Source organism: Streptomyces pyxinicus (genome assembly GCF_024753135.1).
GTDB lineage: Bacteria > Actinomycetota > Actinomycetes > Streptomycetales > Streptomycetaceae > Streptomyces > Streptomyces pyxinicus.
In genome coordinates, this window is the sequence record NZ_JANUGP010000003.1 from 120,913 (window position 1) to 134,870 (window position 13,958).

16 protein-coding genes and 1 pseudogene are annotated in these 13,958 nt (G+C 73.3%); 6 read left to right on the forward strand and 11 right to left on the reverse strand.

All coding sequences use genetic code 11. The features are described from left to right. Positions 1-152: 152 nt before the first annotated feature. Positions 153-983 carry an alpha/beta fold hydrolase gene (locus tag NX794_RS05745; protein WP_258777089.1) on the reverse strand — a complete coding sequence of 277 codons (831 nt, stop codon included), beginning with the start codon at positions 981-983 and terminating at the stop codon, positions 153-155. 330 nt (positions 984-1,313) lie between these two features. On the opposite strand from NX794_RS05745, the gene NX794_RS05750 reads away from it, so the two are divergent. Beyond that, positions 1,314-2,075, forward strand: coding sequence for a GntR family transcriptional regulator (locus NX794_RS05750; RefSeq protein ID WP_258777090.1), 762 nt, complete (start codon positions 1,314-1,316; stop codon positions 2,073-2,075). A 131-nt stretch (positions 2,076-2,206) separates the two neighbouring features. Here NX794_RS05750 and NX794_RS05755 read toward each other — a convergent pair whose 3' ends face one another. The 3 genes from NX794_RS05755 to NX794_RS05765 all read right to left on the reverse strand — a co-directional run bounded on the left by NX794_RS05755 (position 2,207) and on the right by NX794_RS05765 (position 5,282). Next, complete coding sequence (locus tag NX794_RS05755) at positions 2,207-3,364, reverse strand: ROK family transcriptional regulator (protein WP_258777091.1); 1,158 nt, start codon at positions 3,362-3,364, stop codon at positions 2,207-2,209. An 86-nt stretch (positions 3,365-3,450) separates the two neighbouring features. Next, positions 3,451-4,113 carry a response regulator transcription factor gene (locus NX794_RS05760; protein WP_258777092.1) on the reverse strand — a complete coding sequence of 221 codons (663 nt, stop codon included), beginning with the start codon at positions 4,111-4,113 and terminating at the stop codon, positions 3,451-3,453. Between the two features lie 14 nt (positions 4,114-4,127). Beyond that, on the reverse strand, positions 4,128-5,282 hold the full coding sequence (locus tag NX794_RS05765; RefSeq protein WP_258777093.1) for a sensor histidine kinase: 1,155 nt from the start codon (positions 5,280-5,282) through the stop codon (positions 4,128-4,130). Between the two features lie 107 nt (positions 5,283-5,389). Here NX794_RS05765 and NX794_RS05770 point away from each other — a divergent pair, with 107 nt between their 5' ends. Genes NX794_RS05770 through NX794_RS05780 form a run of 3 tightly spaced genes read left to right on the forward strand, consistent with a single transcriptional unit; the run spans position 5,390 to position 7,517 of the window. Further along, positions 5,390-6,310, forward strand: a complete 921-nt coding sequence (locus NX794_RS05770) for an ABC transporter ATP-binding protein (protein ID WP_258777094.1) — start codon at positions 5,390-5,392, stop codon at positions 6,308-6,310. A 2-nt stretch (positions 6,311-6,312) separates the two neighbouring features. Then, positions 6,313-7,029, forward strand: coding sequence for an ABC transporter permease (locus NX794_RS05775; protein ID WP_258777095.1), 717 nt, complete (start codon positions 6,313-6,315; stop codon positions 7,027-7,029). Positions 7,030-7,070: 41 nt separating this feature from the next. Next, on the forward strand, positions 7,071-7,517 hold the full coding sequence (locus NX794_RS05780; RefSeq protein WP_258777096.1) for a hypothetical protein: 447 nt from the start codon (positions 7,071-7,073) through the stop codon (positions 7,515-7,517). 28 nt (positions 7,518-7,545) lie between these two features. On the opposite strand, the gene mug is transcribed toward NX794_RS05780, so the two are convergent. From mug to NX794_RS05795, 3 genes are all read right to left on the reverse strand, one after another. After that, entirely contained in the window at positions 7,546-8,034 is a 489-nt protein-coding gene (mug, locus tag NX794_RS05785) for a G/U mismatch-specific DNA glycosylase (RefSeq protein ID WP_258777097.1), read from the reverse strand. A gap of 62 nt (positions 8,035-8,096) precedes the next feature. Continuing rightward, positions 8,097-9,539, reverse strand: coding sequence for an adenylosuccinate lyase (gene purB, locus NX794_RS05790; RefSeq protein ID WP_258777098.1), 1,443 nt, complete (start codon positions 9,537-9,539; stop codon positions 8,097-8,099). A gap of 73 nt (positions 9,540-9,612) precedes the next feature. After that, positions 9,613-9,954 carry a DUF4326 domain-containing protein gene (locus tag NX794_RS05795; protein WP_258777099.1) on the reverse strand — a complete coding sequence of 114 codons (342 nt, stop codon included), beginning with the start codon at positions 9,952-9,954 and terminating at the stop codon, positions 9,613-9,615. Between NX794_RS05795 and NX794_RS36025 the strand changes: the two are divergent. Both NX794_RS36025 and NX794_RS05805 read left to right on the forward strand, forming a co-directional pair. Further along, a pseudogene (locus NX794_RS36025) lies at positions 9,935-10,300 on the forward strand (FAD-binding protein); the annotation flags it as partial. The gene NX794_RS05795 and the pseudogene NX794_RS36025 sit on opposite strands and share 20 nt — an antisense overlap. A gap of 19 nt (positions 10,301-10,319) precedes the next feature. Then, entirely contained in the window at positions 10,320-10,499 is a 180-nt protein-coding gene (locus NX794_RS05805) for a hypothetical protein (RefSeq protein ID WP_258777303.1), read from the forward strand. A gap of 162 nt (positions 10,500-10,661) precedes the next feature. Here NX794_RS05805 and NX794_RS05810 read toward each other — a convergent pair whose 3' ends face one another. Genes NX794_RS05810 through NX794_RS05825 form a run of 4 tightly spaced genes read right to left on the reverse strand, consistent with a single transcriptional unit; the run spans position 10,662 to position 13,941 of the window. After that, a complete protein-coding gene (locus NX794_RS05810; protein WP_258777100.1) occupies positions 10,662-11,648 on the reverse strand; it encodes a DUF3500 domain-containing protein in 987 nt (328 codons plus the stop codon). A gap of 6 nt (positions 11,649-11,654) precedes the next feature. Continuing rightward, positions 11,655-12,143 (reverse strand): siderophore-interacting protein, encoded by a 489-nt coding sequence (locus NX794_RS05815; protein WP_428985856.1) that lies wholly within the window; start codon positions 12,141-12,143, stop codon positions 11,655-11,657. Further along, positions 12,035-12,391 (reverse strand): hypothetical protein, encoded by a 357-nt coding sequence (locus NX794_RS05820; RefSeq protein ID WP_258777102.1) that lies wholly within the window; start codon positions 12,389-12,391, stop codon positions 12,035-12,037. The genes NX794_RS05815 and NX794_RS05820 overlap by 109 nt, the downstream gene beginning before the upstream one ends. 17 nt (positions 12,392-12,408) lie before the next feature. Next, a complete protein-coding gene (locus tag NX794_RS05825; RefSeq protein WP_258777103.1) occupies positions 12,409-13,941 on the reverse strand; it encodes an MFS transporter in 1,533 nt (510 codons plus the stop codon). Positions 13,942-13,958: the final 17 nt, after the last annotated feature.

Below are 13,958 nucleotides of genomic sequence, written 5' to 3' on the forward strand. Positions count from 1 at the left end.
GCGCCTCCAGGCACGGGATCAGGCCGGTGTGCGCAGCCACACCTACTGACCCGCCACGGCGCGCACGCGAACCGGAGGTGAACAACGAGACCCGCGCGCGCGGGAGTCGGGGCGGCCGGCACCCGTACGGGCCGGAAGGCGCCGACGACCGGTCAGCGGCTGCCGTCCAGGATGACCCGGGCGACCAGCGCCGGGTCGTCGTTCATGGGGCAGTGGCCGCAGCCGGGCAGCCGTACCAGGCGCGCGTGCGGGATGAGCCGCTTGGCGCGGACGCCCTGACGCCGCACCAGGATGCGGTCCTGGGTGCCCCAGGCCACCGTCACCGGCAGGCCCGGCAGGCCGTCGGTGAACCGTACGGTGGCGCCCGCGCGCAGGGTGGCCTCGAAGCCGACGGCACTCGCGAGCGCGCGCGTCTCGGCGACCACGGCCTCCGGCGCACGGCGCCCAGGACGGCTGTAGATCGTGCTGGTCAGCGCGGTGCGTCCGGCCGCCGTACGGCTCAGCCGCTCCACCAGCGGCACCGGCATCCGCTGGGCGATGCCCCGCATGGCGAGCAGCAGCGTGAAGGCGTACCGGCGCTCGGCCTCCGTCCAGAACCCGGCGGGGGACAGGGCGGTGACGGTCCGTACGAGTTTCTCCCGGCCCAGCTCCAGGGCGAGCAGGCCGCCCAACGAGTTGCCGGCGATGTGCGGGCGGTCCAGTTCCAGGGCCTCGAACAGCGCGCCCAGCACCGAGTTGGTCGTCGGCAGGTCGTAGGCGAGGTCGTCCGGCAGGGCGGGGGAGGCGCCGAAGCCGGGAAGGTCGACGGTGATCACCTCGCGCTCGGTGGCCAGGATGTCCACGACCGGGTCCCAGGCCTGCCGGTGGTGTCCGATGCCGTGCAGCAGGACCAGCGGATCGCCCCGTCCCACGCGCGCGTAGGACACGGTCACGTCCTTCGGGCCGTGCGCGGTGGGGACTGCGAAGGAGGCGGTGGCGGACATGACTGCTCCTCGTCTGGCTGCTGACGGTCTGGCTGCTGACGGTCCGGGCTGCCGGCGGACGGCGTGAGACAGCTTGTCAGCAATTGCTACCGACGGGTAGCCCCTTGGGGCCGGGCTCTGCGACGGGAGCTTTGCCGCGATGTCACACACGACCGCGCGTACGAACGCCTCGTGAACGCTCCGCGCCGGGTCGCCTGTGCGGGGACCGAGGGGCCGACGATTGGTCTTGACCAAGGGTGGCGGCGGCCCTATCGTCACAGATAAGTGCAACAACCTTTAATAAACAAGGGCGCTAAAAACTGCCGGACCACGGCTCTTGCGGAGGACAGGGTGGGGACCACGCAGCTGGAATCGGTGCCGGAACCGAAGTACTGGCATCTCAGGACCGTGCTCAGTGAGGCACTGGACTCGGAGTTCTCGGTCGGTGAGATCCTGCCCAACGAGCGGGACCTCGCGGCCCGCTTCGGGGTGGCCCGCGCCACGCTCCGCCAGGCCCTGGAGCAACTGGAGCTGGAGGGCCGGCTCCAACGCCGCCGCGGTGTCGGTACGACCGTCGCGCCCCCGCGCGTGGGAGTGGCCGTCGGCACCGAGCAGCACGCCTGGCCGGGCGCCCCGGAAGACGCCTGGCAGCCCGTCGACAGCGCCATGGAGGTCCCGCCGGCGGCCGTCGCCGCCGCCCTGGAGACCGGCTCGGACGACACCGTGCACACGGTCCGCCGCTCCCGCACGTCCCACGGCCAGCTCGTCGCCACGGAACTGCTCTACATCCCCGCCGCCTCGGTGCCCGACCTGACCGCGATCGACGCCCCGTCCGGCGCGGCCCGCGCGCGTGCGGTGCTGCGCGAGGTGCAGCACCTTCCGCTGGAGGGGCAGGACCGCGCCGTGGAACTGGGCTCCGCGCGCGCGGACGACGCCAGGGACCTCGACCGGCTCCCCGGCTCGCCCGTCCTCGTCGTCACCACCCGCTTCTTCGCCCAGGGCCGCACCGCCGCCCTCTCCGTGGCCACCTACCGCGCCGACACCTGCCGGCTCACCTTCGGCGACTCACCCGGCGTGGAGATACACCACACCCCCGAACAGCGGGCCTCCTGACCCGGGCCGGGTCAGCTCCGCTGTACCCGCGCTCTGGAGTCACCCCGGGGACCGGACCGGTTCCGACCCCGGGGTGCCGATGTCCGTCGCAGCGGTGATCCAAGCCGTCGGCAGACGTACCGCGCCACCTCTCACCGGCGGGCCGTCACCGTGCTCTCGACCGCGAAGAGCTGTTCCTCGACATGGTCCAGGGCCAGTCGTAGGGCGCCCGTGGCCACGGCCGCCTCGCCCAGCAGGGACAGGGCCACCCGGGGCGGACGCAGGCAGTAACGGGCCAGTTCGCGGCGCAGGGGCTCCAGGACGCCGTCCAGGCCCGCCGCCCAGCCGCCGATCACCACCAGCTCGGGGTCGAGCGCCAGCACCAGCGCCGCCACATCGTGCACGAGGCGCCGGATGAACCGTTCGACGGCCGCCCGTGCCCGCTGGTCGCCCTCGCGGGCCAGCGCGAACACCTGGGCCACCGCCTGCTCGTCCAGCGGGTGCAGCGGTTCGTCGGTGGTCGACAGCAGCGTCTCCGGGGTCGCCTCCCGGCCCAGCAGGTGCAGGGCGCCGATCTCCCCGGCGGCCCCGCCGTACCCGCGGTGCAGGCGTCCGCCGATCAGCGAACCCGCCCCCGGGCTCAGCCCGGCCAGCACGAACACCACGTCGTCCGTCTCCCTGGCCGCACCCTTCCAGTGCTCGGCGACGGCCGCCGCGTTGGCGTCGTTCTCCACCAACACCGGGCACTTGAAGGAGCGGCTGAGCCGGTCGCCGAGGCTCAGGCCCGTCCACTGGGGCAGGGCCGTGCTCAGCCGTACCGTGCCGCCCGCCTCCACGATGCCCGGCGTGCCCACGCCGACCGCCCGCAGCGAACCGCGCGCGACCCCGGCCCGGCGCAGCAGCTCGGCGACGGCGCCGCGCAGCCGGTCCAGCCGGTCGTCGGCCGACGCGCTCACGTCGACCTCCTTGGCCTGCGCGCCCAACACCCGTCCGTCCAGGTCGGACAGGAGCGCGGCGACGCGGTGCGGACCGATCTCCAGGCCCAGCAGATGCCCCGCCTCGGCGCGGAACCGGAACCGGCGGGCGGGCCGCCCCTGGCGCCGCGTGGCGCTCCCCTCGGCCACCGTCTCCACGACCAGACCGGCCTCGATGAGCCCCTCGACGACGCCCTCGACGGTCGGCCGGGACAGCCCCGTGACCCGGGTGACCTCGGTGAGGGTCGCGCAGTCCGTGGCACGCAGCGCGTGCAGCACCACCGCGGAATTGATCCTTCGCAGCAGCGAGGGATCGCCACCGGTCAGCTGCCCCACCGTCCGTCCTCCCAGCTCGCGGCCGTGTTGGCCGGATCGTACTCGGCCCGGCGCACCCCGGCGAGAGCCGGGCTCCGCGCGGCCCGTCAGCGCGGCTCCACGAACCTCGACTCGTACGCGGCGATCACCGCCTGCGTCCGGTCGCGCGCCCCGAGCTTGGCCAGTACACCGCTCACATGCGACTTCACCGTCTCGGTCCCCACCACCAGCCGCTCGGCGATCTCCGCGTTCGACAGCCCGCGCGCCATCAGCCGCAGCACCTCCGCCTCCCGCTCCGTCAGCCGCGCCCGCGCCGGCACCGCGCGGGCCGGGCGAGCGGCGGCGCCGTCGCCGTACCGGGCGGCGAGGCGGCGTACGGAGGCCGGGAACAGCAGCGACTCGCCCTCCGCGACCAGCCGTACCGCGTGCACGATCTCGGCGGGCCGGGCCCGTTTCAGCAGGAAGCCGTCGGCGCCCGCGCGCAGCGCCTCGTACACGAGCTCGTCGTCCTCGAACGTGGTCACCACCAGGATCTTCGGCGGCGCGTCGACCGTCCGCAGCACCGCGCGCGTGGCCTCGATCCCGTCCATGAGCGGCATCCGGACGTCCATCGCGACGACGTCGGGGCGCAGCCGGCGCACCAGCGGGATGACCGCCGCCCCGTTGGCCGCCTCGCCCACCACCTCGATGTCGGGCTGCGCCTCAAGCACGGCGCGCAGACCCGCGCGGACCAGGGGCTCGTCGTCCACCAGAAGTACGCTGACCGGCATCCGGCCACCCTAGATCAGCCGAGTGGCAGCTCCGCCCGCACCTGCCACTCACCCCCGTCCGGACCGGTGCGCGCGCTGCCCCCGAGCAGGGCGGCACGCTCCCGTATACCGCGCAGCCCGCTGCCCCGCGTGGCCCCGGGCGCCCCGGCCGGCAACGGGTTGCGCACCTCCAGGCGGAGGGCGTCCGCGGCGACGGCCACCCGCACCCGCACCGGGACGGCACCGGCGTGCCGCAGCACGTTGGTGAGCGCCTCCTGGAGGATGCGGTACCCCTCGCGCGAGACCGGGCCGGCCACCTCCGCCACCGGTCCGGTGACCCGCGCGTCGACCTCGGCGCCCGAGGCGCGGGCCGACTCCAGCAGCCGTTCGGCGTCGGCCAGCGTGGGCCGGGCGCTCGCCGGGTGCTCGGACTCACGCAGCACCCCGAGCACCCGCTCCAGGTCGGCCAGCGCGGCTCGCCCGGTCTCCTCCACGGCCTCCAGCGCGCGGTCGGTGAACGCCGGATCGCCCGCCGCGCGCGCCGCGCCCGCCTGCACCACCGCCACGGTCAGGGCGTGCCCGATGGAGTCGTGCAACTCGCGCGCGATACGCGTGCGCTCCAGCAGCTGCTCGGTGCGCTCCTCCAGGGCGGCCAGCCGCTCGGCCGCGGACGGACCCAGCAGCCGGCGCGCGCACCCCGTGACCAGCTCACCGAGCCCCACCACGGCGCCGTACAGGGCGAGCAGCGGCACCGGGGCCAGCAGGGCGTACGCCGGGTGCGGTCCGAGCCGGTCCAGCACGGGGACACCGGACGGCGCCCGCCCCCAGCCGCACCGCGCCAGTTCGACGGCCATGACCGGCAGCCACACCGACGCGCAGGCGGTCACGCCGCCCAGGACCATCCGCAGCTCCAGCCACAGCACCGTGCGCACCCGGTCCCGGGCGCTCGCCGACGGCGTCACGGAGATGTCCGGGTCCCCCTGACCGGGCGTCAGCAGCATCCGGGCCTGCACTCCTTCGCCCACCCGCACGGCGGGCAGCAGCCCGACCGGCACGAGCACGAGCGCCGGCACCCAGGGTCTCGACATGTCGACGAACATCCACACGCTCTGCGCCAGCATCGGCACCCACAGATGGAGCAGGCGCGTGTACGTCGTCCCGCGCAGCAGCGGGCGCAGGAAGCGGGCCATGCGGTCATCCTCGCAGCCACCACTGACAACCCGCCTCCCTCGCGCGGGGGAGACGATCCCCACCGGCGGGGGACGACCGGAAGCCGACGCCCGGCCAGGCTGCTGCCATGACCAGCATCGACGTACGCGACCTCACCAAGGAGTACGGCGCCCGGCGGGCCGTGGACGGGCTCACCTTCAGCGTCCCGCCCGGCCGCGTCACCGGCTTCCTCGGTCCCAACGGCGCCGGGAAGTCCACCACCATGCGGCTCGTCCTCGGCCTCGACCGGCCCACTTCCGGCACCGCCACCATCGGCGGGCGCCCCTATGGCGCGCTCCACACACCCCTGCGGCACGTGGGCGCCCTGCTGGACGCGGGCGCCGCGCACGGCTCGCGCACCGCCCGCGACCATCTGCGCATCCTGGCCGCGAGCAACCGCATCCCCGTCCGCCGGGTCGACGCCGTCCTGGCGGAGACCGGGCTGGCCGGGGTGGCAGGACGCCGGGTGCGGACGTTCTCGCTCGGCATGCGCCAACGGCTCGGCATCGCCGCCGCGTTGCTCGGCGAGCCCGAGGTCGTCCTGCTCGACGAGCCCGCCAACGGCCTGGATCCCGAGGGCATCGTCTGGATCCGGACGCTGCTGCGCCGGCTCGCCGCCCAGGGCCGGGCGGTGCTGGTCTCCAGCCATCTGATGAACGAGACCGCCGCGTTCGCCGACCACCTGGTCGTCCTCGGCCGCGGCCGGCTCCTCGCCGACACCCCGGTCAAGGACTTCATCCACGCGCGCGTACGGCCCGACGTCCGCGTCCGCACCACCGAGCCCGGCGCGCTCGGCGACCTCCTCACCCGGCATGGCTACGACGCCTCCCGCGCGGCCGACGGCACCTGGACCGTGCGGCACGCGCGCGTGGACGAGCTCGGCCCGCTGCTGGCGGAGGCGAACATCCCCGTACTGGAACTCGCCGCCCAGGAGGCCACCCTGGAACAGGCCTACCTCGATCTGACCGCGTCCGAAGCCGAGTTCACCGCACTGTCCCAGGAGGCCTGACCATGCCCTTCGCGCCCGCGCTGCACGCCGAGTGGATCAAGATCCGCACCCTGCGCTCGCTGCTGTCCGCCCTCGCGGCGATGCTGCTCGCCACGGCCGCCTTCGCCGCGCTCGCGACGGCCGAGGCCGACGGGGGTGACGCCGACCCGCTGTTCTCGGTGTTCTTCGGCATCAGCTTCGGACAGATCGCCGCGATCGCCTTCGGCACCACGGCGGTGTCGGCCGAGTTCCGGAACGGGGCGCTCGGGGTGACGCTGGCGGCGCTGCCCGACCGGCTGCGCTGGTTCGCGGCGAAGGCCACGGCGATCGCGCTGCCCACGCTCGGGGTCGGCCTGCTCACCGGCCTGGCGACCCTGCTGGTCGGCAAGGCGGTCCTCGGGGACTCCGGGCCGTCCTGGGGGCAGGGACTGCGCGGCGCGGTCGGCTGCGGGCTGCACCTGACGCTGATGGCCCTGTTCGCCGCCGGACTCGCGGCCGTGCTGCGCAGCGGGACGGCCACCCTGTCGGTCCTGATCCCGTTCCTGCTGATCGTGTCCTTCGTGGTCGGCGACCTGTCCGGCGGAGTGGCCGACTTCCTGCCCGACCGGGCGGGCCAAGTCGCCCTGCACAGCGATGGGGACGGGACCCTCGGGCCGTGGGGCGGGCTCGCGGTCAGCGCGCTGTGGACGGGCGCGGCACTGTTCGCGGGCGCCTGGTGCGTGCGGCGCCGGGACGCCTGACGGCCCGCCAATTGTCAGTGGTGCCCGCTTTACTGGTTCGCATGGACATCGCGAACCAGCTGGCCCTGATCGACCGGCTGTGCGCCCGGGAGTTCCCGGCCGAGCGCGGCAGGACGGACGTGGGCACGGGCGGCCCGGGGTATCTGACGGCCGAGTTACTCCACAGCGGAGACCCCGGCGAGGCCGACGCCGCGGACCGGGAGGAGACCGAGGCGCAGTACGAGGCCGACCGTGACGCGCTCGCGGAGCGGCTCAGCGAGCGCTGGGGGCCACCCCAGCACTTCAGCCTGTACAGCGTGCTGGAGCGGTTGACGGTGGGCGACGCGGTCGTGGCGGAGCCGTGGGGCACCCTGAGCGGACACGTCCCGGACGTCCAGCTCTGGCACATACCCGGGGCCGGCCGCTGGTTCGCCCTCGGCGTGTCACGGTGGGGCGGGGAGCCGCCGTACCGGCTGCTGGCTGTGGTGACGGAGACGGACCCGGTCTGAGCGACGCCGCGGCGAGGGAGGCGGCCGCTCAGCCGTCCGCCGCCACCCGCAGCCGGGCGAACTCCTCCGCCATCGTCGCCACGGTCCAATGGGCGTTCAGGCCGCTGGGGTTGGGCAGCACCCACACCCGGGTGTCCCCGATGACCCGCTCCTGCGGTCCGACCTTGGCGGTGCGGTCCGCGAAGGCGGCCCGGTACGCGGTCACCCCGACCACGGCCAGCCACCTCGGCTTGCACCGCGTCACCTTGTCGGACAGCAGCCGGCCGCCCTCGGCGTACTCCTCGGCGCTCAGCTCGTCCGCCCGCGCGGTGGCCCGCGCCACCACGTTGGTGATGCCCAGCCCGTACGACAGCAGCTCGCCCTGCTCGGCCGGCCTGAGCAGCCTCGGCGTGAAGCCGGACAGGTGCAGCGCAGGCCAGAACCGGTTGCCCGGGCGGGCGAAGTGCCGGCCCGTCGCCGCCGACATCAGCCCGGGGTTGATACCGCAGAACAGCACCCGCAGGCCGTCCGCGACCACGTCCGGTACGAGACGGTCGCGGGCGGCCTCCAGGTCGGCCCTGGTGAGGCGGGGCGGGGGAGTCAGAGGATCGCTCCGGGGGTGTAGCCGGCGGCCTCCGGGTGCCGCTCGACGATCTCCTCGACGCGGCCGACGACCACCCGGACCTGGTCGGCGGCGGCACCGGTGAAGGACAGCTTGTCGGCCATCAGCGCGGCCAGTCGCTCACGGTCGAGCGGCAGGCGCTCATCGGCGGCGAGCTTGTCCAGCAGGTCGTTGCGCTCGGCACCCTGCTCGCGCATGGCGAGCGCGGTCGCCACGGCGTTCTCCTTGATCGCCTCGTGCGCGACCTCGCGGCCGACGCCGGCCCGCACGGCACCCATCAGCACCTTGGTGGTGGCGAGGAACGGCAGATAGCGGTCCAGCTCACGGGCGACGACGGCCGGGAACGCGCCGAACTCGTCGAGGACGGTCAGGAAGGTCTCCAGCAGGCCGTCCAGGGCGAAGAACGCGTCGGGCAGCGCCACCCGGCGCACCACCGAGCAGGACACGTCGCCCTCGTTCCACTGGTCGCCGGCCAGCTCGCCGGTCATCGAGGCGTAGCCGCGCAGGATGACCATGAGGCCGTTGACGCGCTCGCAGGAGCGGGTGTTCATCTTGTGCGGCATCGCCGAGGAGCCGACCTGACCGGGCTTGAAGCCCTCGGTGACCAGCTCGTGCCCGGCCATCAGCCGGACCGTCTTGGCCAGCGAGGACGGCGCCGCCGCCAGCTGCACCAGCGCGGTGACGACCTCGTAGTCCAGCGAGCGCGGGTAGACCTGGCCGACCGAGGTGAACGCCTGCGCGAAGCCCAGGTGGCCGGCGATCCGGTGCTCCAGCTCGGCGAGCTTCGCCGCGTCGCCGCCCAGCAGGTCCAGCATGTCCTGCGCGGTACCGACCGGGCCCTTGATGCCGCGCAGCGGGTAGCGGCCGAGCAGCTCCTCGACGCGGCCGTACGCCACCAGCAGCTCGTCGGCCGCCGTCGCGAAACGCTTGCCGAGGGTGGTGGCCTGCGCGGCGACGTTGTGCGAGCGGCCGGCCATGACCAGCTCCGCGTACTCGCCGGCCAGCTTGCCGAGGCGGGCCAGCACGGCCACCGTACGGTCGCGCATCAGCTCCAGCGACAGCCGGATCTGCAACTGCTCGACGTTCTCGGTGAGGTCGCGCGAGGTCATGCCCTTGTGCACGTGCTCGTGCCCGGCGAGGTCGTTGAACTCCTCGATGCGGGCCTTCACGTCGTGCCGCGTGACCTTCTCGCGCTCGGCGATCGAGGCCAGGTCGACGGTGTCGAGGACACGCTCGTAGTCGGCGATCGCCTCGTCCGGCACCTCGATGCCGAGGTCCTTCTGGGCGCGCAGCACGGCGAGCCAGAGCTGCCGCTCCAGCTTCACCTTCTGCTCGGGCGACCAGAGCGTGGCGAGCTGGGCGGAGGCGTAGCGTCCGGCGAGGACGTTCGGGATGCGGGGCTTGGCGGGCGCAGAAGTCACGTGTCCAGAGTCTACTGGCGATTCGTGCAGGCCAGCGCCATGGGGTGGTTCGGCGGAAGCTACGAGAGCCTGGTCACCGGGCGGCGTCCGCCAGCTCAGCCAGCACGTCAGCGTGGCACCGCTCGGGCGCGCACCAGCAGGCCAGCGTCCTGCCGCGCAGCTCCGCGACCAGCTCCAACAGCTCCGGACGCTCCAGCAGCCGCGCCCGGTACATCGCCATCACCTCGGACCGGGTGCCGTCCCGCTTCTTCTTCGGGGTGTCGTAGGCGAAGGGGTTGTACAGCGGATGCCGGGGCAGGTCCCAGCCGCCCATGGTCCAGCGCCGGCCCACATAGACGAGGCCGGCCGGGGCGTGCTCCAGCCGGGGGCCGAGTTCATGGATCCGGCCCCGGACATTGACCACACGAGTCCGCATACCGGCGAGGTTACTCCGGCCGTACGGCACCGGCCCGGGAGGCCGACCCCACTGTCTGAGCGCCGCCCTTCGCCGCACGATCCACGCCGCCCGGGAGCAGGGTGTCCCCCACTCGGTGCGCGGCGGCGGACACGACTGGACCGGCCGGCCGCCGACCGATGGCGGCCTCACCCTCGACCTGTCCGGTCTGCGTCACGTGCGGGTGGATCCGGACACCACGGTGGCCGAGGTGGCGGGAGGCGTGACCAACGCCGACCTCGCCCGCGCCGCCCGGCCCTTCGGCCCCACCGCGGCGACCGGCACCGTCGGCTCGGTCGGCATGGCAGGCCTGAGCCTCGGCGGCGGCTACGGGCGGCGATTTCGGCGTGGTCACCGCACGGCGCGTCCAGCTCCACCGGACGCCTGCGCTGCTGTCCGGCCGCATCCTGTTCCCCTGGGCGCGGGCGTCCGCCGTGCTGGCCCGGCCGGCCGAGCTCATACCCGAAGGGCCCGACGAGCTGACCGCGCAGTGCGGCTTCCTGGCCGGTTCCCGCCGGAGGCCGTGACCGGAGCGACCGGAGCGATAGGAGCACCGTGTGGGGTGCGCCTGCTCCAGGCACCGAGCGTCCGACTGGAAGGCGCCGCTCAACGCCTTCCAGAGGGCGCGCCGCAGCTCATGGGACACGGCGAATCAACGGCCCCGGCGCCCTCCGCCGTCGTGGTTCGGCTCAGGACCTGAGTCCGCCGTAGTCGGTGTGCTTGTCGCGCCAGACGGCGTGGGGATGGGGATCGGTGAGGACGATGCCGTCGTGCATGGAGAACTCGATCCACACCGACGGGCCGTCTATGCGGACGTAGTCACCGGGATCGGTCAGCAGTGTCGATCCGGTGAAGCCGACGTGGGTGTCGGGAAGTTCGGCCCGGTAGCGGTCGAGGAACCTGCGGGCGTCCGCTTCGGGCAGGTCGCCGACGTAGCGGACGATGGCGGCGACGAGCAGGTCACGTTGCGCGGCTGTCAGATCGCGGGCGGCGATGCCTTCGGACCTCCGGGGAAACCTCCAGTCCCGGTGCGGGCCGAGCAGAAGGTCGTCGTGCCGCCCCCTGAGTCCGGCCGTCGCCGCCTGCGGGGCGTCGAGGGACTGGAGCAGGGCGGAGAGGGCCTGCTGTTCCGCTCGTTCGGGCTGGTCGGGCATGCCGTGCCGGGTGAAGGACCGGAACGGCTCGATGCCGCGGAAGGCGGGTGTGGCACCGATCAGGCGTCCGTCGGCGTAGGTGTTGGCGACCGCGAGGTGATGGCCGCCGAACTGCAGTTGCCAGATCCCGGTGTCGGTGGGTGTGCCGAGGAAGGCGACGAAGAAGTTGCCGCGCCCGTACGCGTCGCCACCGCCGTGCCGGTGAAGGTACTCGTCCGCGTCGAGGTGCTGTCGGATCCTGTCGTATCCCAAGCCCGGCGACGAGCACAGGGCCATGGCGAGCAGGGCGTTGAGGGCCGTCCACTGAGGGGAGGACAGTGTGCCGGTGCGTACGCCGACGCGGCCTCGGTTCAGGTGGTACTCGGGGAAGTTGGACCAGTTCGCGGCGTTGCGCAGCGTCCGCGTCTGGAACAGGTCCTTCCGCTGTGCGTGGCTCAGCGTGTCGGCGAAGGCGTGGGCCAGTGCCGCCAGGCGCGGAGTCCCGGCCCCGGGCGGTGAGGCATCTTGGTTCAGGATGGTCATCGGTCGCTACTCCATACCGGTCTTGCCGGGGGTCCAGAACGGCTTGGTGATGATGTCGCGGTGGTTCCAGCCACGGTCGCGGACCAGGTGGGCGCGCACGAGCTGGATGGTGCGGGCCTCGCCCGCGAGGTAGGCCGTGCCCGGTGTGCTCGGGAGGGAGAGGGCCGCGACGCCGGCGACGAGAGGGGCCGAGTTCGCTGCCGGCCGGCCGTGGCGGTGCAGCCATGTGGGGGTGCCTGGGATGTCGAGCCGATCCTCGGGGGTGTCGACCTCGATCACCGAGTGGACCGGCGTGTCCCGGGTGTTCCCGAGTCCGCGGATCATGGCGCCGAAAGCGACCTGCGCGGTCTCGTCGCCGACGAACAGATGGTACGAACTGGGCCGGGTCACGAAGGTGCCCCGCGGCTTGAGCAGGTGGACCGCGTCACCCTCCCGCACGTTCCGTGCCCACCGGGCTCCCGGGCCGTCGCCGTGCGCGCCGGCGTGGTCGAACACCCGTAGTTCGAGGCGCTGCCCGTCGTAGGCCCAGACGAGTAGGTGCGCAGGGCGCCGGCGAGCCGGTCGACGACGCGGTTGTCCGCGTTCACCTGGATGCGGATCTGCTGGCCCGGGGTGACCTCAAGTCCGGCGATGTCGTCGCCGGTCAGGGTGATCGCCAGCACGCGGCCACGGGCCACGCCGACGCTGCCGACGGTGGCCGAGGCGAGGATGCAGTCGAGGAGCGGGTCGAGGAGTCGTCTCATGACGCGGTACCTCCCTCTCAGTCCCCGGATCGCCGGGTGCGGTGGGCCGCCCAGGTCATCTCGGCCAGGATCAGGACGGCCACGACCAGTACCAGGGCAGCGACGACCTTCAGCGCGGTCCCGGCACTGGCGGTGTAGGCGGCGATGACGGCGTCGTGTCGGCCCGGCGCGGCCGCGAGGGCTTCGGCGACGGTGCCGGGTGTCCTGCCACCGCTCGTCACATCCGGGGTGACCTCGCTGAGGTGACGCGTGAACCGGGCGGTCAGCAGGGTGCCGATGACGGCGACGCCGAGTGCGCTGCCGAACTCGCGTGTCGTGGACTGCAGACCGCCGGCGACTCCTGCCTGCCGAGGGGGAAGAGCGCCGGATATCGCCGCGGTCAGGGCGGGGACCGAGAGGGCGGTGCCGGTGCCGACGACGACCAGCCAGCAGGCGTAGACGAGGTAGCCGTGGTGCAGCGCGGTGGCCAGGCCGTAGATGCCGCAGGCGATGACGACGAAGGCGACACCGATGACAGTGCGCTGACCGTATCGGCGCACGAGATCCGGCACGAACCGGGCGAGCGCCACGACGGGGATCGTCATGGGCACGACCCCGAGCCCGGCTTGCAGGACGGTGAACCCGCGGCCGTACTGCATGAGGGAGGCGTTGAGGTAGAAGAACCCGAACATGCCGAAGAAGACGATCAGCATCCCCAGACTCGCGGCCCGCAGCTCGGGGATCTTGAACAGCCGAGGGTCGAGCAAGGGGTGGGCGACCCTCAGTTCCATGACGGTCCAGGCACCGAAGAGTACGACCGCCGCGGCGAAGGAGCCGATCACGAAGGCGCCGGCCCAGCCGCGTTCGGGGCCCTGGGTGATGCCGAGGAGAAGTGCGAGGATCGCGAGCGTCAGGACCACCGCGGCGGGGAGGTCGAGGGGGCGGTCATGGCGGGAGCTCCGGGGGGCACCGAGCGCGACCCACAGCGCGCAGCCGGCCGCGATGGGTGCGACGGCGATGAAGAGCCAGCGCCAGGAGCCCGCTGACAGGACCGCTCCGCCGCCGACGTTGCCGATGACGCCGCCGATGCCGGTCATCCCCGCCCAGATCGCGATGGCGCGGGGGCGGCGGGCGGGCTCGGTGGCGTGGATCAGCACGGCCAGGGCGTTGGGAAGCACGCAGGCCGCGCCGATGCCGGTGACGGCACGGCCGATGAGCATGACGGGTACGGCGCCCGCCGCCGCGGAGACGACGGAGCCGAGGGCGAAGATCACCAACCCGGCGATCAGCGCGCCTTTGCGGCCGAACCTGTCACCGACCGCTCCGGCCGGGATGACCAGGCTGGCGAAGAGGACGACGTAGGCGTCCACGATCCACAGCAGCTGCGAGGCACTCGGGTGCAGCCCGCTCGCGGCCAGTTTCGGTACCGCGAGGTTGATCGAGGCCACGAATCCGACCACCAGGATCGTGCACACCGAGACGCAGGCCAGCACCCAGCCGGGATGCCTGGCAGGTGTGTCGATCTCGTGGCTGCCGTCCATGGAGGCGGGCACGGCACGGGTACTGCTCATCGTGTGATCCGTTCTGG